Source organism: Acholeplasma oculi (assembly GCF_900166985.1).
Lineage (GTDB): Bacteria > Bacillota_I > Bacilli_A > Acholeplasmatales > Acholeplasmataceae > Acholeplasma > Acholeplasma oculi.
Map to the genome: position 1 here is coordinate 556,621 of NZ_FUZK01000001.1, position 22,495 is coordinate 579,115.

Consider the following 22,495-nt stretch of genomic DNA (forward strand, 5'->3'; position numbering starts at 1 on the left):
CTTTCTCATAAAAAACACTTCCCATAAGGAAGTGTATTTGAAATTTTCCTTATTGGTGGGTCTCCCCCTGTCAGTAAGCACCTAAATCAAATAGGTTGCTGCAGGGTCATAAGACTGATCACTTCGCCTGCTCTGAATAAGTATGATTTAATTATCAATTTATCATATACTATTTTTTATGAATTGTAAACTTATACGCTAGATTATGTTATAAATCGTGATAAATAACATCAATTTCTTTTTGATATTTTAAGAAAGTCTCTTTTAAATTATAGTCAAAGTATGGTGTTAATTCTTGTTTAAATATATTAACTGTTTGTAGATGATTATTCGGGTGATGGTATGTTGATAAACTTCTTAAGGATACATAACAATCCGCAAGTAATATAATTTGATTTGTAATTTCATGTTGTATTAACTTCATTTGTTCTATAAATACTTCATCTGCATTACCTTCATAATGCGCTCTAATGATGTCATTACTCTTTTGTGCTAACTGGATTCTTTTACCAATTCTAGAACCTAACTCTGTTTTCTCTTTAATAATTTCATATGTATGCTCATCATATACATCGGTATTCATCATAAGATCTTTGATTTCATCAAATCTAAGATGAATCAGTGCATACTTTTCCATTTCCATTTTAAGATCTTCATCTAGATTATAAAATGTTGCAATCTTAGATGCAAGCGTTGCTACACGATGTGCATGGTTCTTTTCTAATAATCCACTTGCTGATTGAAAAACGACATTAAATAAACTTCTGACGATATGTGTAAAATCCGCTTGAACTTCTCGTCTTTTAGAAAGTTCTTTTTTACGTTCTTCTTGAATCGATTGTCCAATGGATACAATAATAAAATTAATTAAATAAAAGAGTATAAAAATGATTGTTCTTAAGGCTAAATCAGCCATTTGTCTTGCTAATGAAGGGTCTATAAAAAGATTTGATAAAAATTCTTGCCATGTCAATCCTAGATTGAAAAAGTTATATGTAACACCAATATGAATGAGTGATACAAATCCAATTAAGGATGCGAAAGAATTTGATAATAATCTCTTATCTTGATATAGAGAAATTTGAACGAGTGCATAATAAATTAATACATAACTTGCTGTTTCAAATGGTGAATTTTGTCCAATGGCATAAATACGGATATATACTAATATAGCCGATATAAAGATCCAAAAACTGGATATATACATTGCTATTTGCTGTTTGGTTAAATCATGATGATCTAAATCAATAAGTTTTGTTTGAAGTCTACCAACAGCATATGTAATAGGTAGTGCTGCAATTGCAAATAACCAGTCAGTTGTTGGGTTAGACACACTAAAACCTAGTACAAAAAATACTAGTGAATATAGTAAGTTTGAAACGAAAACGATATTTTTAATAACGACGTTTCTTCTATAAAGTACCGCAACATCATTGGCAATATCTATACCAGTTTCAAAACCAAAATATTTCGAAAAAAGTCTTTTACCAAGGCCTTTTAACTTCTTTTTTTGGTTATTAAAATTCATTTTATTTACCCTTTTTACTGTTCTTTAAATCAAATAAACTAATCTTTTGGTAACTTGGATTTTCTAGTGCTAAATCTTCATTCATTACTTGTGCAACACGAGTAGATGCTGCAGCTGCAATTGCACCTACAATATCATCCATGAGTGTATGAACGACACCATCTTTTTTACCGTCTTCATTCAGTCTTGCAACTACACCACGTTTATTCACATCGATGTCACCGAAGTTTGTTTGACCAATAGCACCATAATTTCTTGCAACATCAAGTCCAAGTGTTTCATCCAGTCCGAAAAGTCCAAGATCATAATATAAAATATCTTGAATAGGTCCTTTAAACATTTTTTCTTCTGCTAAACGGTCAACTTCAGCTGCAAATTGGATGTGGTGAAACACATCTCTAAATGTAAGAATTTTTTCAACGGATTCGATACAAAGCTTAATATCAACACCTTTATAGTATTTACTTTGTTGTTGATGTGCAATCGTTGCAATATCCATGACTGTTACATTACAACGGTTTTGTAAAACTTCGATATTCAGTTTTAGCATCTCTTCTCGATTGTAAAGCAGTTTAGGTTTACTCATATATATTCTCCCCTTGTGAAAATAATGTTTGTCCATTCAGAAAATCTCTTACCATCATACGTTTCTTTCCAGCTTGTTGTAACTCAAGTATTTCAAGTGCTTGACCGTTACAACCGATGAAAAGTCTCTTTTGAGATATGAGTATCTTTCCTGGGCTTAAGTCTATTATATCACTAACTAATGATTGAAATACCTTGATCGTTGTACCTTTATACTCAAAATGTGCTCCAATATCAGGACTTAACCCTCTTACACGGTTGTGGTTATAGATTGCATTTTGATTAAAATCTAGTGATTCATCACTATATTTTAATGTATAAGCAAACGTAACTAAGCTTTCATCTTGTTTTTCTTTATGATACGTTCCAAGTAAAAGATCATCCATTCTTTTTTCTAAAAGATCTCTTCCAGCAATAGATAGTTTTTGACTTAATGTTAAATAATTATCTTGATCTTCAATAGTAACTTTAACGTGTTCAATCATATCACCTGAGTCCATTTTAAAAGCCATTTCCATTAAAGTAATACCCGTTTCTTTAAGTCCATTAAATAATGCATATTGAATCGGTGCACCACCTCTTAAACTAGGAAGTAATGAACCATGAATATTGACAGCTTTTACTTTATCTAATAAAGCCTTAGGTAATATTTGACCATAACTTGCAGTAATAATTAATTTAGGTTTTTTATCTATAATGTATTGATAATTTTCTTTAAGTTTTTCTGGTTGAAATACTTCAATCCCATAGGATTTTGCTAATTTTTTAACCGGGGACTCTGTTAAAACTTTTTTTCTTCCTACATAACTATCTGGTTGCGTAACAACCAGAGAAACATCATACTTTTTCTCAATCAACATCTTTAGTATTGGTACTGAGAATTCCGGTGTTCCCATAAATACGATCATTTTAGCTCCTTTTTAGTACCAAATGATATCAGGTACTATTTTTATTTTTATTTGTTCATTGGATTTTAATAAGGAATACATTCTAGGCTCTAAGTGTTGATACTTAACCGTTAATAGCACTTGATAATGCTGATTCTCTTTTAGTTTAACACTTTGAGCAGGTCCAAGTACTTGTAAACCCATTTCAGTTAATTTTTCTTTAATCACGAATGCATGTTGATATGTTTTCAAATAACTCATTCCTAATAGTTTAATCTGCAAGAGATTTCTAAAAGGTGGTAATTTAGAAATTTTTCGATTAGATAGTTCCTCTTGATAGAAATCAACTTCTTTATTCAAATCTTTTATAACAAAGTGTAGCGGGTCATAGGTTTGAATAACTAAATGATTTAATGCTAATTGTTTTGACTTTTTAAGCATTAAATAGCTATCTTCATACGCTTGGTATCTAGGTACTTTTAACCATTGATCTGCCATGAGAATTCCTACTAAATTAAATGTGTTCACCCATGAAGTCTTCAGTGCCATTTGTGTACCAATGACTATACGTTCTTTAGAATCATTCATAATATATTGATATAGTTTTCTATTAGATAGTGAATCTTGATCGACTCTAAGAATTGATTCTAATGGAAATAATTCTTTAATATATTTTTCTAATTGTTCCAGTCCACTACCAACAGATTTAATCGTAGGTTTTCCACAAACCGGACAAGTTTTTTGAAAAGGTTCTTGGTGTTTTGTCATATGAGAATAAAGCATATGATTCTTTTCACTATAATTGAGTGCAATCCCAGTTTCAGGGTCTTTAGGTACATAAGAACAGGTTCTACACATCACAAAAGGTGCGTATGATTTATGATTTAAGATAAGGAGTACTTTTTGATGATTTAGAAGACTTATCTTGATTTCTTCTTCTAAATATCTAGAAATCATTTTTGTGTGACCTTCCATTAATTCTTTTTTCATATCAACGATAGTTATATGTTTTTCATCATCTATTAAATCTTCGGATAAATCCACTACATTTCCATTTAGAATATCTTGATATACTGAAACACTATATGTATCAGCTTCTAAACATATAGGTATATTAAGATGTCTTCCCTTTAGCTTTGCAAGTTCAACGGCATCATAATATAAGCCTTCAAATGTTTGATGTGTTGAATCATTTGCATCCACAATATAAATCAGTCCTAAATGATGCATTTGAGTAAACAACGCTTTTTTATTACCAATAATGATTTTTTCTTGACTTTCTTCGATTTGGTTATATCTTAAATACAGTTCTTTATCACTTAATTCGCTAGGTAGTTCAATCCATAACTCGTTTGGAAAGTTTTTGATCAGTGCATCTTTAGTGGTTTCAATCATAAATCTTTCTGGCACCATGATAAATATCTTTTTACCTTGACTTAAAACTTGATTAAATATTTGATTTCTAAGTTCAATGGATTCGTTTCGATATCCCTTAAGTGCATAAATTTGATGTTTAGATAAATCTATGGGTTGATTATCTAAAGATATGTTTGAACCGGTTTTAATTTGTTGATTTCTATTAAATTTATGATGATCGATTCTTTTTTCTACCAAAAATTCTTTAATAGCCTCATGATCTATCAACCATTGAATACTGGACTTAGAATATTGTGCGAGCAATTCTTTTTTAGAGGTATTTCCATATGTTAAAAGATGTTGAATAATTTTTAATTGACTATCGTTTTTTCTAATCTCTGGTTCTTTAAGTTCTATCCAAGTTTCATATGTTTGAATATTTCTTTTAGATACATGTCTTTTTATGGTTACGATACCTTGTTGTTCTAATTTTTTTAGTTTGTATAAATGTGATTTATCCTTATCTTTAATAACCCACTCTAAACGCTTATTAAATTTATGAACAAATTCATCCGGTATTTGACTTAAATCACTTGCTTGAACAACATGTTGATAAGACATCCAAAATATTTTTGGAAGTAATGTCTGCATCACATCAGAAATTAAGACATTAGGATCTTGAGTTAATGCATCAAAAAGTATAAAAAACTCATCATCAACGATGGGTTTAATATCTATGACTTCTTCCACATATTTTTTTGCTGAATCTGATGTTTCTATGATATTGTATACAAATGCCATACGTAATGTATCTGAAGTACCAAAAGGCACCATCACTCGCATACCTTTTTTGATATGTTGAATGTCAACTGGTTTGATAAAGTAATCATATACCGTATTTATTTGTTCATGAGCAATATCCAAAATTACTTGTGCAATCATCCAAACACCTTCCTTAAATATTATATCATTGATTGATCTTATTTTTGATGTGAGCGTGCTAAATTTGATGGGGTATTTACCCATTATTTCATAAAAAAATAACTAATTGCTTAGTTATTCTTTTTAACACGTTGATATTTATTTTTTATTGATTTCTGATAGAAGTTTGTGAATATGATTTCCATATGCTAATGCTTCATCAAATTTAAAAATTAAATCAGGTATTTTTCTGATGTTATCAATGCGTTCTGCTAATCTCATACGGATTTCTTTTTTACTAGATTCTAGTAGTTCTTGACAACGTACTCTTAATGCCTCATCATCGTGTATGATTGTATAGTATATGGTTGCAAAACTTAAATCTCTCGTAACTTTTGTTTCTGTTATTGTAATATAACCTACTTGCGTGTTTCTAACAACATCATTAATAATATGAACAATTTCTCTTAAAATTCTAGAGGCTAATCGATCTGTTGTAATACTCATTGTTTTATACCTCAACTTCTCTTTCGATAGATGCTTCGATGATATCTCCTACTTTTAAGTCATTGTAGTTTTCAATACTTAAGCCAAATTCAAATCCTTGGCGTACTTCTTTAACATCATCTTTACCACGTTTTAAGCTTGATAATTTACCTTTGTAAACTACAACACCTTCTCTAATAACTGTAACTTTTGCATCACGTTTGATTGAACCATCTGTAACATAACTACCTGCAATTGTACCAATCTTTGAGAATGTAAATAGTTGTCTAACTTCTGCTTGTCCTGTTACAATTTCTTCAAACACAGGTTCTAACATACCTTTAAGCGCTTTTTCAATATCTTCTGTGATACGGTATACCACATTATATAAACGAATTTCAACGCCTACAGAATCAGCAAGAGATTTAACTGCAGCAGTTGGTCTTACATTAAAGCCCATAACAATTGCTTTACTTGCAGATGCTAATTGAACATCTGTTTCGGATATTGCTCCAACACCAGAACGAACAATATTGACATGGAATCCTTCAATATCAATCTTATCAAGCATTCCTTTTAAAGCTTCAATAGAACCTTGAACGTCACCTTTTAATACAATATTTAATACTTTTTGACCATCATCTTGAGCACCAAACATAGATTCTAATGATGTTGCTTTTTGTTGTTTACTAATATTTTCACGTTCTTTAGCTGAACGTGCTTGAGATGTTTGTCTTGCAACTTTCTCATCAGTAAATACCATGAAGATATCCCCTGCATGAGGAACTTCATCTAAACCAGTGATTTCTACTGGTGTACCTGGTAATGCTTCAGTGAAGCGTCTCTTTAAATCATCATTCATCGTACGAATACGACCAAATGTATTACCAATAACAATAATATCTCCAATTTTTAACGTACCATTTTCAACAATAACTGTTGCTACTGGACCTCTTCCTTTATCAAGAGATGCCTCAATAACAGTTCCTCTTGCAGGTCGTTTTGGATTTGCTTTTAAATCTTCCATTTCAGCAAGTAATAAAATAACATCTAATAAATCATCAATACCTATTTTCTTTAATGCTGAGACCTCAACATAAGGAGTTTTTCCTCCCCATTTTTCTGGAGATAAATCATGTGCTGATAATTCAGACATGACATTATCTGGGTTTGCTTGAGGTTTATCAATTTTGTTGATAGCAACAATAATTGGAACACCTGATGCTTTTGCATGTTGTAAAGCCTCAATTGTTTGTGGTTTAACACCATCATCCGCTGCGACAACTAAAATAACAATATCCGTTACCTTCGCACCTCTTGCACGCATTTCAGTAAATGCGGCGTGACCTGGTGTATCAATAAATGTAATCTTTTCACCTTGATGCTCTACTTGATATGCCCCAATATGCTGTGTAATACCTCCCGCTTCGCCTGGTGCGACACGAGATTTTCTGATTGAGTCTAAAAGTGTAGTCTTTCCGTGGTCAACGTGACCCATGATTGTGATGATTGGACTTCTTTTTACTAAATCTTTTGGATCATCAATGATTTCCATTTCATCATATCTTGTTAAATCTGTAATAACCTCATCTTTTAATTCAATACCTAAATCAAGTGCAATTAATTCAACCGTTTCACGGTCTAAAATTTGGTTAACAGATGTCATGATACCTAATCCCATTAACTTTTTAATCAATACTGCATTTGCTAGGTATAATTCAGATGCAATGTCTGATACCGTCATTTCTGGACGGTAAATCAGCTCCTTAGGCATTGATTTAACCTCTTTTGGTCTGCTTTGTTGACTTACTGGTTTATGAAAACTCTTTTTAATTGGCTTTTTGATTGGTTGTTTTGCCATATTTCATCAATCCTTTCTATTTCAGCAACATACTAAATCCTTTATCCTTTATTCCTATGACTTTAATATTTTTCTTTCCAACAGCACTTGATAATTCCTCTGTTGTATATCTATCCATTAATTCCACTTGATAAGTTTGGGTTTTATCACTGATTCTTTTTTTTGTATTTTCGCTTGCATCATTTGCTAGTAAAACTAGAAACACTTCTTTTTTTCTAAGTGCTATAACGACTTCGTCCGCACCTAAAACAAGTTTTTTTGCAACATATGCAAGTCCTAAAGCGCCTTTATTCATAGTAAATTCATCAATTCATCATAAATAGTACTCGGAACATCAACTTCCAGTTTTCTATCTAGGGCTTTAGATTTTTTAGCGAGTTCAATCACTTCTTTTGAAAGTGTAAGATATGCACCTCGACCGTTTGCTTTACCTTTAAGGTCAACCATGACATTGCCTTCTTTGTCAGCAACCACACGAATCAAATCTTTTTTAGGTAATACATTCTTAGTCACAACACAAGTTCTTAATGGAACTTTTTTTACAGGCTTCATATAAAAACCTCCTTAATAAATAATTCCTTCTTTTGCAGCATCGGTTTCAGATTTAATATCAATAGACCATCCACTTGCTTGAACTGCAAGTTTAACGTTTTGTCCAAGTTTTCCGATAGCTAATGATAATTGCGCATCTGGAACAATTGCAAGTGCTGTTTTCTCTTTAGGATTAACCTTTGTTACAGCTACTACCGGTGCAGGTTGTAAGGATTGAGCGATTAATTCTTTTTCGTTATCGCTCCATCTGAATAAATCAATTTTTTCACCGGATAAGAATTTAGAAATTTCTTTAATACGTGAACCACCTTCACCAACGGTTGCTCCAATGACATCGACATTCTCGTTGTTTGAACGTAATCCCACTTTAGAACGATCACCTGGATCTCTAGAAATTCCTAAGACTTCAATGGTACCATCTTTGATTTCAGGAACATATTCTTCTAATAGTCTTGTAACTAAAGCAACATGTGTTCTAGAAACATAGATTTTAGGTCCTTTAGTTTTCATTTCTACATCGGTAACATAAACTTTAATTCTGTCTCCAACATGGAATTTATCTGTAGGTAATGATTCCTTTTTAGGTAACATTGTAATTACATCTTTATTAATTTCAATACGATAAAAATCTTGTTCAACCTCTAAAACTTTTGCATTAACCATTTCATATTGCAATTGTTTTAAACCTTGATAGATATTTTCTTTCTTGATTTGATTTAAAACTTCATTAAAACGATGTTTTAAATCACGTGATGCATTATAACTGAAATCACCTGGTTCGATTTTTACTTCTAATAATTGATTTTCTTTTGCTTTTGGATTCAGTGCTTTAGCATCATCTAACTTAATAAATGTATACTTTTTATCTAAATCTAAACTCAATTCACCTTCTGGTAACACAAAGTATTGTCCAAAGATTAAAAGTTCATTTTTCTCTTCTTTGAATTCTACTCGACACGTTTGAACACCAAGTTGTTTTTTACATGCAGCGATTAACCCTTGTTCAAAAGCGAGATACACTTGTTCCTTTGTTAAATCGTTGTCATTTGCTACTTCTTCGATGTTTTGAAAAAATGCTTTATTAATCATTTTTCTTTCTCTCCTTAAAATTTGACTGCTTGTCTAATAAATTTAATATTTTGGTACTTAATTTCGATTTTCTTAGGTCTACCTTTGATGAAGAAACTAATGGTCAGTAGATCATCAACAACATCATTCAATGTTGCATCGCCAATGAATATATCGGATTCGATATAAACATATGAACCTATTTGATTTCTTACCTCATCTAATGTTTTAAGAGGCCTTTCAATTCCAACAGTAGAAAGTTGTAGAAAATAATCATCATCCATATCGTCATTAATAGAATCCAAGACTTCCATATGAAGTTGTTCTAACTCCTTATGTTCCATCACTGCATCAATAACGATCGATAAGATTTTTTCTTTACCCATTTTCTCTGTAACAATTTCATAAAGTGTCAAATCATGTTGTTTAAGTATTTCAATGACTTTATCTTCAATTAATTTTATATTCATTTCATATCCTCCAAAAAATAAGTGAGAACCAACCAGCCCCACTCATCTTCAGCTAAAATTATACCATTTATTTATATAAATGACAAGAAGTAAGTAAATTGTGTTACAATATTTCTATCTAAAGAGAGGTTTATTTTATGAAAAAAGGTTTATACCCTGGATCTTTTGATCCACTCACACTAGGACATTTAGATGTTATAACAAGAGCATCCGAACTTGTCGATGAGTTACACGTCGTTGTTGCTGATAACCCAAAGAAGAAATATGCTTTTTCAACTGATGAACGTATCGAAATGATCAAAAAAGTGACACAAGATATGCCAAATATTGTTGTATCTTATACTTCAGATTTAGTTGTTCGATATGCAGAACTTCATCAAATAAAGGTTTTATTCAGAGGTTTAAGAAATATTGCTGATTATGAAAATGAGTATATGCTCTATCAGTTTAACCGTAATATCAATCCACATGTTGAAACTGTTGTATTATTTCCATCTTCTAGAAACCATTTTGTTTCTTCTTCTAGTATCAAAGAACTTGTTTACCATGATGCAGATATCAGTCCTTATATTCCAGAGGAACTTGTATCCATGGTCAAAGAAAAACTATCCAAATAAAAATTAAAAAAAGAGAAATTCTAAGTGAATTTCTCTTTTCATTATATCGTGCTTATTTGATAATCAATATAAAAATCATAAGGTTCATTTGCTTTTAATAAAACAAAATCACTTTGTGGTTTTTGACATTCAATTGCAACCCCACTATATACACTTAACTTTTGTGCATGATTCAAATCTGTAGTTGTTGGTTTATTTTGTGTATAGACCACTAAAGCATCATAATTTGTAAAAACACTGAGTTTTAAATGACCATTTATTAAATCTAATGCGTGTTTTTGTTTCAATATAAAAATATCATCGAGTTCATTATCTTTTTGAATATTTAATGTTTTAAGTACTCTGTAATCTCTTTTTGTATTTTCAACATGAACTCGATCCTTAAAAATACCTGATGCATCTTGTGAAAGATATGTATCTGAATATATTTTAAGTTGATGGTTTGATAAGTCTTTATCACCATTTAAATTAAAGTATGGATGAAATGTCATATTGCATAAGGTATCTTTGTCTGATCGAGCTTGATGTCTAACTCTAAGTGTATTGCCAATTAACTGATATGTAACCATAACTTTCATATGACCTTGGTATCTGTCTTCTCTATCTTTAACTTCTAAGGCATAGATTACAAGGTCATTGGCAACTTCCTTAGTTTCAAATTTTTTTAACGAAAACTTAGATGGACCACCATGCATTAAAAATGAATCCTCATTAAAATCTACAAAGGGTAAATTTCTCTCGAGTTTATGGAGTTTACCAGCTGTTCTTCCCATTGTTCTTCCATAACTTAATGTATTTTCTATATATAAATCATAGGTTTTAGGAGTTGATAATATAGGTATTTGAACACCATCTTTTTTTAAATATACTTGATAAACACCAGCAGCAAAATCAATAGTTTCTACAATTAAGTGTTCATTTTCTAATCTTGTTACGTTATAATTCATTTGTCTTCCTCTTCATGTATTAATAAATTATTTTCTTTGAAAAAATTATAGAGTTGGTCCAAATCCACATGAGGTCCTCTTAAATCATATAAACCTTCTGCCTCATCAAACCATCTGGAATTCTCAAGTAAGATACCAATATCTGCAAGCTTAATCATTCCTAAGTCATTATGACCATCCCCTACAGCAATCACTTGATACCCAGGATATTTTTTAAGTACTTCTTTTAATGCTTGATCTTTAGATACATGCGGATAAACCAAATCTATACCACCATAATGCCAGTGAAATGGAACAAATTGGTGATATTTGGATACTAATTGATCAATGAGATTTTGATCCGGATGAAATACCCACAATTGATAAACATGATGACTCAAATGATAGTTTGGATCCACCTCAGGATATTTTCTATGAAAAGAGCCAACAGCCATTTTAACATGCTCATCGTAGCGTGTAACAACCTCTTCATGATACCCGACCATTCCAATTGCGATATCATTCTTTTGCATATCTAAAATAACTTGATCAATATCATCATTATGGATTGTAATTTCACTCATGATTTGATCATCTTCTAAAACCAATGCACCATTTACTAAAATTTTATATTTAAAATATATATCTAAGCCTTCTAATACATCAATCTTAGAAAAACCTCTACCTGTTGCTAGTACTAAAACATTATCTTTATGAGCAGATAATTCCTGAATGAGTTTTTTAGTACCTGGTAGTATTTTACCTAATTTAGATGATCTTATTGTGTTATCTAAGTCAAAAACATAAACCCTTTTCATCTTGCACCTCACATAAACTATTTTAACATGAAACAAAATAATATATTTTTTAAAAATAATATAGTATAATAAAAGTATAAATTATCACGTTACGAGGAAAATTATGCCAAAGAACACGTTGTTAAAAACCGAAGAAATCGGAGTTTTTGCCTTAGGTGGGCTCGGAGAAGTCGGTAAAAATACTTATGTTTACGAAATTAATAATCAAATATTTATAGTGGATGCTGGAATCCTTTTTCCTGATGATGATCTTCTTGGAATCGATTATGTGATTCCTGATTATACGTATCTAAAAGAAAATGAAGAGCGTATTGTAGGATTATTTATTACCCATGGTCACGAAGACCATATAGGTGGAATTCCTTATTTATTAAGACAAGTGAAAATTCCTAGAATCTATGCTTCCGGTATCGCTGTTGACTTAATCGAATATAAATTAGGTGAACATAAAGATATCAAACCACCAAAAATTGAGGAGTACAAATCATACTACTCTTATAAATTTGATGGTGTTGAAATATCATTTGTACGATTAAATCATTCTATTCCTGATATGTTTGGTATTGTTTTTAGAACCAATGAGGGACCTCTTTTTCATACAGGAGATTTTAAAATCGATTACACCCCAGTTGGACCTCATGCTGAGTATGATAAACTCGCAAATCTTGGGCAAGAAGGTACTTTATTGTTAGTATCTGACTCTACCAATGCTGAACAAGAAGGTTTGATTCAATCTGAATCTAAAGTTGGTAAATCCATTAACGAACTCTTCACAAGAATTCCAGGACGTATTATTATTGCAACCTTTGCATCCAACTTGTATCGAATTCAACAAATCATTGAAGCATCTGAATTAACAGGTAGAAAAGTTGCTGTTTTTGGACGTTCTATGGAACGTGCTATTGAGGCTGGACAACAATCAGGATATATTAAACCTAGAAAAGGTACACTCACTGCACCTGAAGAACTACACAAATATAAACTTGAAGAAACTTGTATTTTGGTTACTGGTTCCCAAGGTGAACCACTTGCAGCATTATCAAGAATTGCTAATGGATCTCATCGTCAAATTAAAACAGTTAAAGGTGATACCGTAATTTTCTCATCATCTCCTATTCCAGGTAACCAAGACCCCATCAATAAAACAATTAATTTACTATTTAGAAAAGATGTAAATGTTATTACGCACGGACCGATTACTGATACACATACATCCGGGCACGGTTCTGTTCCAGATTTAAAACTGATGTTGACATTAATCAAACCTAAATACTTTATACCGATGCACGGTGAGCATAGAATGCTCAAACATCACAGAAAACTAGCTATTGAGTGTGGTGTAGAACCATCCAATATCTTAATTATGGATAATGGCGATGTTGCTGGTATTACAAAAGAAAGTATCCGCCTTGCTGGAAAAGTTCAAGCAGGTGATATTTATATTGATGGCACGGGTATTGGAACCATTGGATCTAATGTTTTAAGAGAACGTAAAATACTTTCTGAAGAGGGATTATTCTCTATTGTATTAAGTATTAACCAACAAACAAAAACATTAGTGAGTGAACCTACCGTTATCTCTCGTGGATTTATCTATATGAAGGGTAATGAAGAATTAACTTCAACTCTAGCGATGCAAGTTAAAAAAATCGTGTTAAAAGAACTGCCTAAAAAAGGGTATAATGAACTGAACATGAAACAAGAAATCATTTCACAATTATCCGATAAAATTTATGATATTACGCTTAGAAAACCAATGATTATTCCAATCATTATGAACCTAGGGTAATAATCATTCATTATATACAGTAAAAAACCATTCAAATATGCCTTCATTTAAGGTATATTGAATGGTTTTTATTATCTATTTAAAGTTACTTCATTTGGTTCATAAAGGCATCAAAAACATCTTTTGTAATAATTGCATCTGTTCTTGCATCATGATCTTGATTAGGCATTTCATCTATCGCATAGTACTTCTTATATGCATCAAATAAACCTAAATCATTGGGAAGATTAAAGTAATCTTTATGAAGTTTTAATAAATCGATAAACTGTTTATCATGCGTTAAGGGTTTTAATTCATGTAATTGATAACTAATATTTAAAGCTTGAATATCATTTTTACCCCATGTTACAATCTGTGGTTTATATGTCTTTAAAATTTTATCTAAATCCTCGTAGAAATACTCATATTCTCTAGCTTTACTGAAAAAAGAAATATCATCAATGTTTAGAAATTTACGTGTACGTTTATTCAGTGCTTCCTCATTTTTGGGTACAACATAGTAACCATTATCCAGTATAACCTCACCTGATTTAGACTGTAGAATATATCCTACTTGTAATATTTCAGGCGTATGAGGTCCTTTTGTATAACCTGGCATACTCATTTCTAAATCTAAGAATAAATAATATTGGTATTTTTTTAATACTTTTTTCATTTCTTGTCGAAGTGTTTTTAGATCATATAATAAAAGTCTTGGTTTTAACTGAATAATCTGATTAAAATGACTCACTGGATACACTGTATATAAATTTCTATTAACTCTTCTTTTAACAGGTTCAGTTACTTCAAAATCAATCATTAATCCTTCTTTAATGATGGTTAGAAATATTTTGGCTAATCGGTTAGATAGATAAAATGCTTCTAACTTATGATTGATGACACAGTAAAAGAGTTTATTTTTAGTATCTATCGAATGTATAAATGCTTTCATGCTAGACCTTCCTTAATCGCTTTAATCACTTTATCTGGTATACCAAGTTTTCTTAAATCTTCATTGTTGGCATTTTTAATATCATCAATCGATTGATAGTTTAAAAGTAATAGTTTTTTTCTTTTTAAACCTAATCCGCTAATATTATCTAATACAGAACCATAATCTTTCCTGTTTTTAGTTGCCTGATGGAATGAAATTGTAAATCGGTGAACTTCCTCAGAAAGTTTACCTAAAAATTGATAGAGTGGTGCTTTTTTATCCAGTATTGTAACTTGATCTAAAACCACATAACCTTCAAGTGTATGATATTTATCTTTTTTTAGACCTAAAATAGGTATTTCTAATTGTAACATATTTAATACTTCATGTGCAGCACTCACTTGACCTTTTCCACCGTCTACACATATTAAATCCGGTAATTTCTGTTTTTCAATCAATAATTTTTGATATCTTCTATAAATAACTTCTTTCATAGATTGATAATCATCATTGGTTGTTGACTTCAGATGGTATTTTCTATACATCTTTCTTTCAAAATGATTATCCTTCCAAACAACCATTCCAGAAACTAGTGCACTACCAAATAAATGCGCATTATCAAATACTTCAATATACTCTATTTTTTGATTAAATATTGCACCAAGTGACTCTAATTGCTCATTTACTTTTTCTTCTTTTAAACGGTACAGTTTAAAATAATGATTCAAATCTTCAAAAGCGTTCTTATTGGCTAAATCTAGTAATTTCTTTTTATCACCAATTTTTGGAATCAATATTTTTTGATTAAAATAAAGCGAAAGTAAATTCATATCGATTCTTTGATCAAAAACGAGTTCATCTGGTAATAAATATTTATCATAATAATTTTTTAAGTATGAAAGTAACGTTTCAATCGGATCATCCATAAAAGATAAAACCGTTTGATGCGTATCTAAAATACGTCCTTGACGCATCATTAAAATATGAATGGATACATCATCATCATTGGAATGAAATCCAATAAAGTCTCTATCTTTATAATCATTTAAACTCATTATTTGTTTTTCAGTTGTCTCTTGAACAGCCTTAATCATATCTCTATATTCTAAAGCTTTTTCAAACTCTAATACCTCTGAAGCATTTTGCATCCTTTTTTCTAATTCATTTAATACAGATTTTGTATCCCCTTTTAAAAACTGAGTGATTTTCTTAATATTTGTTGAATAGTCTACTTTATGACCTGTACAAGGTCCTAAACATAAACCTAAATGATAATACATACAAGGTTTCTTACCAACAGGTTGACATCTTCTTAATGGATATAAACGTTGAAGTAATTTAAGTGTTTCTTTAGCTGCACTTGAGTTTGGATATGGACCAAATAAAGTTTTATTTTTATCCACTTCGGTATATCTTGAAACAATGAGCATCGGGTCAGACTCATCAGTAATTTCAATATATGGATAACTTTTATCATCAATTAATCGGATATTATATAGTGGTGCATATTTTTTAATCAAATTAAATTCTAAAATTAAAGATTCTTGTTCGGAGTTTGTTACTACATAATTAAAATCTCTAATCTCAGAAACTAACTTCTCTGTTTTTGCATTATGCGCACCATTAAAATATGATTTCACACGATTCTTAAGGTTTTTAGCTTTACCAACATAAATAACATCACCTAATGCATTGAGCATTAAATAACATCCTGGACCCTCTGGTAATAACTTTAATTTTTCTTTCATAGCCTCACCAATACTATTATATACTAAAATGAATAGAACATAAGGTATAGAAAAAAAGTATTACGTTCATTCATCGAACGTAATACTTACTTTACCATTTACAATTTCTTCTAATGCTTTTCCAACAGTTGTTACAGATTTTGCATCTTTAACATCTAATTTTTCACTTTCGATAATATGTGCAACTTTACTTGCAGCATATACGAGTTTATATTTTGAATCAATCTTTTCAAGAAGCATATCGATCGATGGATAACTTAATCCTTGCTTATTTTTCTTCATATATTTATTCCTCCAACATCTTTGTATATTTGTGTATCGTGCGTTGTGTTCTTGCATGTTCTGCTCTAATGATTGCCATTATCTTATCTGCAGCATTATTTACATCATCATTCACAACAATATAATCATATTTATAGGCAAGTGAAAACTCTTTTTCTGCCTTCTTAAATCTCTTTTCAACAATTTCAGGATCTTCAGTACCTCTTGCTCTAAGTCTTTCATATAGTGCTTTTTTGCTTGGTGGTACTAAGAATATAAAGACAGCTTCCTTCATTTTTTCTCTTACCTGAAGTGCACCTTCTACTTCAATTTCTAGAACGACTTCCTTACCAGAGTCCAGTGCTTCATCCACTTTATCTTTTGGTGTTCCATAGAAGTTACCTACAAATTCTGCATACTCTAAAAACTTATCTTCCTTGATTTCTTGTAAAAAGGTATTCCTATCCACAAAATAATAGTCCTTACCATCAACTTCACCTGCTCTTGGAGGTCTGGTTGTAACAGACACAGAATAAACTAAGTTATGATTTTTCATTTCAAATAGTGCTCTTCTGACTGTACCTTTACCAACTCCGGATGGCCCAGAAATGACGATGAGTAACCCACGTTCATTTAATTTCATGTGTCTCTCCTAACTCTTCGTTTAATTCATTATATACGAAAGTTTTTTTTATGTAAATAGTTTCAGTAATTTTCATGTTATAGTAAATATAGGAGGCGAGATTATGGCTTTAGATGGTATTTACACACATTATCTCATCAAAGAACTTCATGAGACACTAGAAAAATCTAGATTAGAGTCTATTACACAAAGTGGTCTTAGATTTTGTTTATCCTTATATAAAGAGAAACAAAGACACTTTTTGATCATTAATCTAAATGCAAGTTTCACAAGTGCTTATTTAACCAATAACCCTATTAAAAAAGGTGATACAACCAACTTTTCTAATCAATTAAAAAAATATTTACAAGGTGGTATTTTAGAATCTATTGAACAATATAGAACCGATAGAGTTTTTATTTTTAACTTTACGGTATATGATTACATAGAAGGCCCTACACATAAACAACTCATTTTTGAAGCAATGGGTCGACATGCTAATTTATATTTACTTGATAAGCAAATTATTATTGATGCTTATAAAAAAATGTTTGTTTTAGATGGTAGACACTTAGTTACACATGCACAATTTGATTATTTCAAAAGTGATAAATTAGATGCTACACTCTACCAATATGATGCATTACAAACGCCTAAAGAAATCACTCAAAAGTATTTAGGTATCTCGTTAAGACTTGCTCAATATTTAACAGAACATAGAATCAATCCATTCCAAATTCAAGTTCAACCCACACTATCCTTAAATCAAAATAAAACTTATTTTTTCAATTTATTTGATGATGAAGTTCAATACTTTAATACACTGAGTGAAGCTTTAGATCAAAGGATTATGGACATTAAAGATTTAAAAACACCTTACATCAACTTTATTGAAAAAGAAATCAAGAAATTTGAAAAGAAAGTACATCTTTTAAATCATCAACTTGAGCAGGCACACTTAAATCTATCCTACAAAGATCAAGGTGATATGATTTATGCATCTGGTATGAATTTAAACTTAAAAATCGGTTGGATCGATAAAATAGCACTGGATGAAACAAAAACACTTTCACAAAATGCACAAGAGTTTTATAAACTCTATCATAAATCTAAACGTTCCATAGATTATATTGAGGCAGAAATTCATAAATTTAGTTCCATGATAGAAACATTAAAAAATTACTTAAATGAACTTGATTTATCTATCGACGAAGAAATCAATCAGTTTGACGAACTACTAGAACCCTTTGGATTCCTAAAGAAAAGACGCATATCTTCTAAGAAAAATCAAAAACACAAAATTAAATTACTCACTTTAAATGATGAGGATTCAACATATATCATTGGTAAGAATGCACTTCAAAATGCATTACTGATGAATGAAATTGGTAAAAGAACAGACTACTGGTTTCATCTAAAAGATGCACCGGGATCACATGTTTTATTAAGAACAGAAAGATTAACTGAAAAAAACATTAGACGTGCATCTATGCTTGCAGCATATTTTTCAACTTTTAAAAACTCATCTTCTATACCTATTAACTATACTGAATTTAAATATGTATCTAAGATATCTGGTATGCCTGCATCTTTTGTAAAGATCAAAAACGAAAAAACCATTTTTATCGACATTGATGAATCCTTCATCAATTCAATTCTTAAGAATGCTTAACATTTGAATAAAATTGTCTTTTGAAGTAAGATAGATGTATAAAAATATTCGAGGAGGAATCAAAATTATGGCATTTACATTACCACAATTACCTTATGCATCTGATGCATTAGAACCATTTATTGATAAACAAACGATGGAAATCCATCATGGGAAACATCATCAAGCATATATTACAAATCTGAATGCAGCGCTAGATAAACATCCAGAATTAAAAGTAGAAACAATGGATGATTTAAAAGCATTATTAAAGGATTTAACTAAAGTACCTAAAGACATTGAAGGTGCTGTTAGAAACAATGGAGGCGGACATTTTAATCATGACTTCTTCTGGCCATTATTAAAGAAAAATGACGGCGCTAGACCATCAGGTAAATTAATGGATGCAATTCAAGCATCATTTGGTTCATTTGAAAAATTCCAAGAAGAATTTTCAAATGCAGCTAAAACTCGTTTCGGTTCTGGTTGGGCATGGCTTGTTAAACAAGGTAATCAATTAGTAGTTACCTCAACACCGAATCAAGATACACCACTTGCATTAGGAACACCTATTTTAGGATTAGATGTTTGGGAACATGCATATTACTTAAATTATCAAAACAGACGTCCAGATTATGTTGCAGCATTCTTCAATGTTGTGAACTGGGACAAAGTTTCAGAACTATTCTTAAACGCTTAATGATATTAAAAAAGTTCAACGTCACGTTGAACTTTTTTTATACCACAAAACTCAGTACAAACAAGCTACCTATTAATATGATGAATCCTGTAACAGCTATCGTTTGTATATATTTTAATACACTAAGTGAAATATCATATTTTCTAAGTAATTGGTGCCACATCAATCCAGCAAGCGCTCCAAAAGGTGTTAAAAGTACACCCGTATTGGATCCAATAATGGATGCATATGTACGAACATAGATATTAGGATCATTTAAATTACTGATTAATATCTCAGCATATAACATACTCATTGGTTGATTGTTTGTAAGGTTACTAACGATATGACTAGATATTCCATAGCCATAAACCGGATCCAACATATTAAGATAATTCGCAAAATCATCTACATAACCACTATAACTAATCGCTGATATCAAAATAAACATACCCAGTATCATAGGAATAAAATCCCATGGTGCCCTTTGAACGGTTTTTATAATTGGTGTCAGTGGTAATTTTTTAACCTTAAGATATATCAATCCTATACCAATGATACTCATACCAAATAATACTGTTATGACCCACATTTCAATTTGAATATAATTACTTAAAGCCATTAAAACAATTGTTGAGAGTAAATGTATTAAACCAATACCAACTAGAACAGGTTCTTTTAATTGAACTGAACCTTCAATTGGATTTAAGGTTTGATTCAAATCTTTTCTAAATATCACTGAAATCAGTATAAATCCTAATGTACCTGTTGTTAAAGCTGGTAACCACATCACTTTAAAATACTCCATAAAGTCAATCCCTACCTTACTTGCAAGATAAATATTGGTCGGGTTTCCAATCATAAGCATTAAGCTCCAAGTATTTGAAGCCGTTAAAATACCAAACAGATAAGGTAATGGATTAATCTTAACATTGATAGAAAAATATATAATCAAGGGTGTTAAGGTTAATATAATAATATCATTGGAGGTAAATATGGTAAGAATTGAGGTTAAAACGTAAAGTGATAGAAATAGCATCCACTGTTTACCCTTAACCCTATTTATAAATACATATGCTAACCATTTAAAAAAACCTACTTCATCTAAAAATAATGAGATGATGGTTAGAAAAATAAACAGAGTAATTAGTTTAATCGGATTCATCCCAAGAGGGTCCGTCATTAAAGCAATTAAATGATCAATGGGTATGAATCCAAAGATTATCATAAAAAGTGCACCAGTTAATACAATTAACCAATGCGTTTGAACATATCGTTTAAATATGTAGATTTTAGGTATATATATTAAAGATACCATCATTAAGGTAAGGGTTAGAATAAAAATAATAAGTGCCATCGTATACTTCTTTCACATCAAATAGATTAATGATATTTTATCACGAAATAATGAAGTTCATATCCCCTGTTATACATATTCAGAGTAATTTAAAAACAGTTTGAAAAATTTTCTAAAGTCCTCTATATTTTGTTTTCTAACAGCAGACTTAAAAAACTTAAATTTATGATTGAAATGATCGACTTCTAAAAACTTAATCGTATCATTCAAATAAAATATTTCACGGTATTGGCCTCGATATCTTGTCCAGTTATCTAATGTAATCGATTTATTTATTTCTAAATCTTGTATACAAATATGCCAAATTCTTGAGTTTTTTATCCCGAAATCTAATCTTTGCATGTAAATCCTTTCATATATTTACATTGTATCACAAGGTCATAATTTCTTCATATGAATGATTTTAACAAATGAAAAATCCCCTCTATGTAGCAATTTAGACGTAAGATGTCTAATAAATTCTACACATAGGGGATTCATTTAAAAAATTTCTATTACTTATATAATTCAGGTGTTGTTTCAATGACAGCATAATCGCCGTCTTCTCTTCGGTAAACAATTTGTGGGTGATGGTTTTTTTCATCTAAGAAAATGAAGAAATCATGTCCACTTAATTCCATTTGTGCAATTGCATTATCCACACTCATCGGTTGAATCGCAAACTTCTTAGATTTAACTAATTGTCTTGCACGTACTTCTTTATCCATAGCTTCTAAATCAAATTCAGGTGTAAACACTGGAGATTGACCACGATTTTCAAAATGATGTCTAATTTTAGATTTATGTTTTCTTATTTGTTGAGATAATTTATCTACAGATTTATCGATTGCAGCATACATATCAGCGTCTCTAACTTCACTACGCAAAATAATATACGGAGCAGGTATTGTTACCTCTACCTTTGAATACTCTTTATACACTCTTAATACAACTCTGACTTGCTCGATTAATTTTGCATCAAAGATTTGTACTACTTTGTTTAACTTCTTCTCAACATATGCTTTAATTGCATCTGTTGGAGTAAATCCGTTTTTACCAATGATTTCATATCTCATATGATTTAGCCTCCTTATAATTATTTGTAAATACAATGAGATGTCCTAATGCCAATAAGTCTAATAAATCTATCATGTGTTGATCTAGATATTCTATATAGATTGCATCTATTTGTTTATTTGTTTTTAAATACGCTTTATAATAAGGTCTGAGATAGTCTGTTATATCCATAACCTCTAATGATTCTGGAATAAGTATTTCAAAAACATGAAGCAATCCACCTTGAATCGGAATAACAAAGTAAGGATAGAGATTCATATGTAATTTGAAGCACATCCTACAAGTCTCTGGATAGGTTGTAGAGAAGAATTTTCTAAAATCAATCACAGGTTTTGTATTTTTCT

At 30.7% G+C, this 22,495-nt stretch carries 24 protein-coding genes and 1 riboswitch; of the genes, 4 read left to right on the forward strand and 20 right to left on the reverse strand.

Going from position 1 to position 22,495, the window contains the following annotated elements; genetic code table 11:
* Positions 1-46: 46 nt before the first annotated feature.
* Positions 47-143, reverse strand: a riboswitch (SAM riboswitch).
* A gap of 65 nt (positions 144-208) precedes the next feature.
* From B5X49_RS02675 to B5X49_RS02720, 10 genes are all read right to left on the reverse strand, one after another.
* Complete coding sequence (locus B5X49_RS02675; RefSeq protein WP_045749630.1) at positions 209-1,528, reverse strand: HD-GYP domain-containing protein; 1,320 nt, start codon at positions 1,526-1,528, stop codon at positions 209-211.
* Between the two features lies 1 nt (position 1,529).
* Positions 1,530-2,114, reverse strand: a complete 585-nt coding sequence (locus B5X49_RS02680) for a phosphatidylglycerophosphatase A (RefSeq protein WP_052670102.1) — start codon at positions 2,112-2,114, stop codon at positions 1,530-1,532.
* Entirely contained in the window at positions 2,107-3,021 is a 915-nt protein-coding gene (gene fmt / locus B5X49_RS02685; RefSeq protein ID WP_045749631.1) for a methionyl-tRNA formyltransferase, read from the reverse strand. The genes B5X49_RS02680 and fmt overlap by 8 nt, the downstream gene beginning before the upstream one ends.
* A 12-nt stretch (positions 3,022-3,033) precedes the next feature.
* A complete protein-coding gene (gene priA, locus B5X49_RS02690; protein WP_045749632.1) occupies positions 3,034-5,298 on the reverse strand; it encodes a replication restart helicase PriA in 2,265 nt (754 codons plus the stop codon).
* A gap of 138 nt (positions 5,299-5,436) precedes the next feature.
* The gene (gene rbfA, locus B5X49_RS02695; protein WP_045749633.1) at positions 5,437-5,784 is read right to left on the reverse strand and encodes a 30S ribosome-binding factor RbfA; all 348 of its coding nucleotides are present in this window, start codon (positions 5,782-5,784) and stop codon (positions 5,437-5,439) included.
* A gap of 4 nt (positions 5,785-5,788) precedes the next feature.
* On the reverse strand, positions 5,789-7,624 hold the full coding sequence (gene infB, locus B5X49_RS02700) for a translation initiation factor IF-2 (RefSeq protein WP_045749634.1): 1,836 nt from the start codon (positions 7,622-7,624) through the stop codon (positions 5,789-5,791).
* A 16-nt stretch (positions 7,625-7,640) separates the two neighbouring features.
* The gene (locus B5X49_RS02705) at positions 7,641-7,919 is read right to left on the reverse strand and encodes a L7Ae/L30e/S12e/Gadd45 family ribosomal protein (RefSeq protein WP_045749635.1); all 279 of its coding nucleotides are present in this window, start codon (positions 7,917-7,919) and stop codon (positions 7,641-7,643) included.
* A complete protein-coding gene (rnpM, locus tag B5X49_RS02710) occupies positions 7,916-8,176 on the reverse strand; it encodes an RNase P modulator RnpM (protein ID WP_045749636.1) in 261 nt (86 codons plus the stop codon). Before rnpM ends, B5X49_RS02705 begins: the two co-directional genes overlap by 4 nt.
* Before the next feature lie 12 nt (positions 8,177-8,188).
* Entirely contained in the window at positions 8,189-9,265 is a 1,077-nt protein-coding gene (nusA, locus tag B5X49_RS02715) for a transcription termination factor NusA (RefSeq protein WP_045749637.1), read from the reverse strand.
* A gap of 14 nt (positions 9,266-9,279) precedes the next feature.
* Positions 9,280-9,714 carry a ribosome assembly cofactor RimP gene (locus tag B5X49_RS02720; RefSeq protein ID WP_045749638.1) on the reverse strand — a complete coding sequence of 145 codons (435 nt, stop codon included), beginning with the start codon at positions 9,712-9,714 and terminating at the stop codon, positions 9,280-9,282.
* Between the two features lie 137 nt (positions 9,715-9,851).
* Between B5X49_RS02720 and coaD the strand changes: the two genes are divergently transcribed.
* A complete protein-coding gene (coaD, locus tag B5X49_RS02725) occupies positions 9,852-10,331 on the forward strand; it encodes a pantetheine-phosphate adenylyltransferase (protein ID WP_045749639.1) in 480 nt (159 codons plus the stop codon).
* A 41-nt stretch (positions 10,332-10,372) separates the two neighbouring features.
* Here the strand turns inward: coaD and B5X49_RS02730 are convergent, their stop codons facing one another.
* A complete protein-coding gene (locus tag B5X49_RS02730; RefSeq protein ID WP_045749640.1) occupies positions 10,373-11,278 on the reverse strand; it encodes an aldose epimerase family protein in 906 nt (301 codons plus the stop codon).
* Entirely contained in the window at positions 11,275-12,075 is an 801-nt protein-coding gene (locus B5X49_RS02735; protein WP_045749641.1) for an HAD-IIB family hydrolase, read from the reverse strand. The genes B5X49_RS02730 and B5X49_RS02735 overlap by 4 nt, the downstream gene beginning before the upstream one ends.
* Before the next feature lie 103 nt (positions 12,076-12,178).
* On the opposite strand from B5X49_RS02735, the gene B5X49_RS02740 reads away from it, so the two are divergent.
* A complete protein-coding gene (locus B5X49_RS02740) occupies positions 12,179-13,864 on the forward strand; it encodes a ribonuclease J (protein WP_045749642.1) in 1,686 nt (561 codons plus the stop codon).
* An 85-nt stretch (positions 13,865-13,949) separates the two neighbouring features.
* On the opposite strand, the gene B5X49_RS02745 is transcribed toward B5X49_RS02740, so the two are convergent.
* The 4 genes from B5X49_RS02745 to gmk form a co-directional block, all read right to left on the reverse strand.
* Positions 13,950-14,795 (reverse strand): 3'-5' exonuclease family protein, encoded by an 846-nt coding sequence (locus tag B5X49_RS02745; protein WP_045749643.1) that lies wholly within the window; start codon positions 14,793-14,795, stop codon positions 13,950-13,952.
* Entirely contained in the window at positions 14,792-16,525 is a 1,734-nt protein-coding gene (gene uvrC, locus B5X49_RS02750; RefSeq protein WP_045749644.1) for an excinuclease ABC subunit UvrC, read from the reverse strand. The genes B5X49_RS02745 and uvrC overlap by 4 nt, the downstream gene beginning before the upstream one ends.
* 66 nt (positions 16,526-16,591) lie before the next feature.
* Positions 16,592-16,807, reverse strand: a complete 216-nt coding sequence (gene rpoZ / locus B5X49_RS02755) for a DNA-directed RNA polymerase subunit omega (RefSeq protein ID WP_045749645.1) — start codon at positions 16,805-16,807, stop codon at positions 16,592-16,594.
* A 4-nt stretch (positions 16,808-16,811) separates the two neighbouring features.
* On the reverse strand, positions 16,812-17,429 hold the full coding sequence (gene gmk, locus B5X49_RS02760) for a guanylate kinase (protein WP_045749646.1): 618 nt from the start codon (positions 17,427-17,429) through the stop codon (positions 16,812-16,814).
* Between the two features lie 103 nt (positions 17,430-17,532).
* Here gmk and B5X49_RS02765 point away from each other — a divergent pair, with 103 nt between their 5' ends.
* Both B5X49_RS02765 and B5X49_RS02770 read left to right on the forward strand, forming a co-directional pair.
* Complete coding sequence (locus B5X49_RS02765; protein WP_045749647.1) at positions 17,533-19,080, forward strand: Rqc2 family fibronectin-binding protein; 1,548 nt, start codon at positions 17,533-17,535, stop codon at positions 19,078-19,080.
* A gap of 67 nt (positions 19,081-19,147) precedes the next feature.
* Positions 19,148-19,759: a superoxide dismutase gene (locus B5X49_RS02770; RefSeq protein ID WP_045749648.1), complete on the forward strand. Its 612-nt coding sequence runs from the start codon at positions 19,148-19,150 to the stop codon at positions 19,757-19,759.
* 37 nt (positions 19,760-19,796) lie between these two features.
* Here B5X49_RS02770 and B5X49_RS02775 read toward each other — a convergent pair whose 3' ends face one another.
* The 4 genes from B5X49_RS02775 to B5X49_RS02790 all read right to left on the reverse strand — a co-directional run bounded on the left by B5X49_RS02775 (position 19,797) and on the right by B5X49_RS02790 (position 22,409).
* Positions 19,797-21,095 (reverse strand): ArsB/NhaD family transporter, encoded by a 1,299-nt coding sequence (locus tag B5X49_RS02775; RefSeq protein WP_045749649.1) that lies wholly within the window; start codon positions 21,093-21,095, stop codon positions 19,797-19,799.
* 69 nt (positions 21,096-21,164) lie between these two features.
* Positions 21,165-21,437 (reverse strand): hypothetical protein, encoded by a 273-nt coding sequence (locus B5X49_RS02780; protein ID WP_045749650.1) that lies wholly within the window; start codon positions 21,435-21,437, stop codon positions 21,165-21,167.
* A gap of 152 nt (positions 21,438-21,589) precedes the next feature.
* Complete coding sequence (gene hpf, locus B5X49_RS02785) at positions 21,590-22,150, reverse strand: ribosome hibernation-promoting factor, HPF/YfiA family (RefSeq protein ID WP_045749651.1); 561 nt, start codon at positions 22,148-22,150, stop codon at positions 21,590-21,592.
* Positions 22,140-22,409 (reverse strand): hypothetical protein, encoded by a 270-nt coding sequence (locus tag B5X49_RS02790; protein WP_079560635.1) that lies wholly within the window; start codon positions 22,407-22,409, stop codon positions 22,140-22,142. Before B5X49_RS02790 ends, hpf begins: the two co-directional genes overlap by 11 nt.
* Positions 22,410-22,495 lie beyond the last annotated feature (86 nt).

What these genes read in the sequence shown, in the direction of transcription:
- B5X49_RS02745 (WP_045749643.1), bottom strand. Translation starts at nt 14,795, where the DNA reads ATGAAAGCATTTATACATTCGATAGATACTAAAAATAAACTCTTTTAC.
- B5X49_RS02765 (WP_045749647.1), top strand. Translation starts at nt 17,533, where the DNA reads ATGGCTTTAGATGGTATTTACACACATTATCTCATCAAAGAACTTCAT.
- fmt (WP_045749631.1), bottom strand. Translation starts at nt 3,021, where the DNA reads ATGATCGTATTTATGGGAACACCGGAATTCTCAGTACCAATACTAAAG.
- coaD (WP_045749639.1), top strand. Translation starts at nt 9,852, where the DNA reads ATGAAAAAAGGTTTATACCCTGGATCTTTTGATCCACTCACACTAGGA.
- B5X49_RS02680 (WP_052670102.1), bottom strand. Translation starts at nt 2,114, where the DNA reads ATGAGTAAACCTAAACTGCTTTACAATCGAGAAGAGATGCTAAAACTG.
- B5X49_RS02780 (WP_045749650.1), bottom strand. Translation starts at nt 21,437, where the DNA reads ATGCAAAGATTAGATTTCGGGATAAAAAACTCAAGAATTTGGCATATT.
- rpoZ (WP_045749645.1), bottom strand. Translation starts at nt 16,807, where the DNA reads ATGAAGAAAAATAAGCAAGGATTAAGTTATCCATCGATCGATATGCTT.
- B5X49_RS02735 (WP_045749641.1), bottom strand. Translation starts at nt 12,075, where the DNA reads ATGAAAAGGGTTTATGTTTTTGACTTAGATAACACAATAAGATCATCT.
- rbfA (WP_045749633.1), bottom strand. Translation starts at nt 5,784, where the DNA reads ATGAGTATTACAACAGATCGATTAGCCTCTAGAATTTTAAGAGAAATT.
- B5X49_RS02730 (WP_045749640.1), bottom strand. Translation starts at nt 11,278, where the DNA reads ATGAATTATAACGTAACAAGATTAGAAAATGAACACTTAATTGTAGAA.
- nusA (WP_045749637.1), bottom strand. Translation starts at nt 9,265, where the DNA reads ATGATTAATAAAGCATTTTTTCAAAACATCGAAGAAGTAGCAAATGAC.
- B5X49_RS02705 (WP_045749635.1), bottom strand. Translation starts at nt 7,919, where the DNA reads ATGAATAAAGGCGCTTTAGGACTTGCATATGTTGCAAAAAAACTTGTT.
- infB (WP_045749634.1), bottom strand. Translation starts at nt 7,624, where the DNA reads ATGGCAAAACAACCAATCAAAAAGCCAATTAAAAAGAGTTTTCATAAA.
- B5X49_RS02770 (WP_045749648.1), top strand. Translation starts at nt 19,148, where the DNA reads ATGGCATTTACATTACCACAATTACCTTATGCATCTGATGCATTAGAA.
- rnpM (WP_045749636.1), bottom strand. Translation starts at nt 8,176, where the DNA reads ATGAAGCCTGTAAAAAAAGTTCCATTAAGAACTTGTGTTGTGACTAAG.
- B5X49_RS02675 (WP_045749630.1), bottom strand. Translation starts at nt 1,528, where the DNA reads ATGAATTTTAATAACCAAAAAAAGAAGTTAAAAGGCCTTGGTAAAAGA.
- B5X49_RS02720 (WP_045749638.1), bottom strand. Translation starts at nt 9,714, where the DNA reads ATGAATATAAAATTAATTGAAGATAAAGTCATTGAAATACTTAAACAA.
- B5X49_RS02775 (WP_045749649.1), bottom strand. Translation starts at nt 21,095, where the DNA reads ATGGCACTTATTATTTTTATTCTAACCCTTACCTTAATGATGGTATCT.
- B5X49_RS02740 (WP_045749642.1), top strand. Translation starts at nt 12,179, where the DNA reads ATGCCAAAGAACACGTTGTTAAAAACCGAAGAAATCGGAGTTTTTGCC.
- gmk (WP_045749646.1), bottom strand. Translation starts at nt 17,429, where the DNA reads ATGAAATTAAATGAACGTGGGTTACTCATCGTCATTTCTGGGCCATCC.
- B5X49_RS02790 (WP_079560635.1), bottom strand. Translation starts at nt 22,409, where the DNA reads ATGAATCTCTATCCTTACTTTGTTATTCCGATTCAAGGTGGATTGCTT.
- hpf (WP_045749651.1), bottom strand. Translation starts at nt 22,150, where the DNA reads ATGAGATATGAAATCATTGGTAAAAACGGATTTACTCCAACAGATGCA.
- uvrC (WP_045749644.1), bottom strand. Translation starts at nt 16,525, where the DNA reads ATGAAAGAAAAATTAAAGTTATTACCAGAGGGTCCAGGATGTTATTTA.
- priA (WP_045749632.1), bottom strand. Translation starts at nt 5,298, where the DNA reads ATGATTGCACAAGTAATTTTGGATATTGCTCATGAACAAATAAATACG.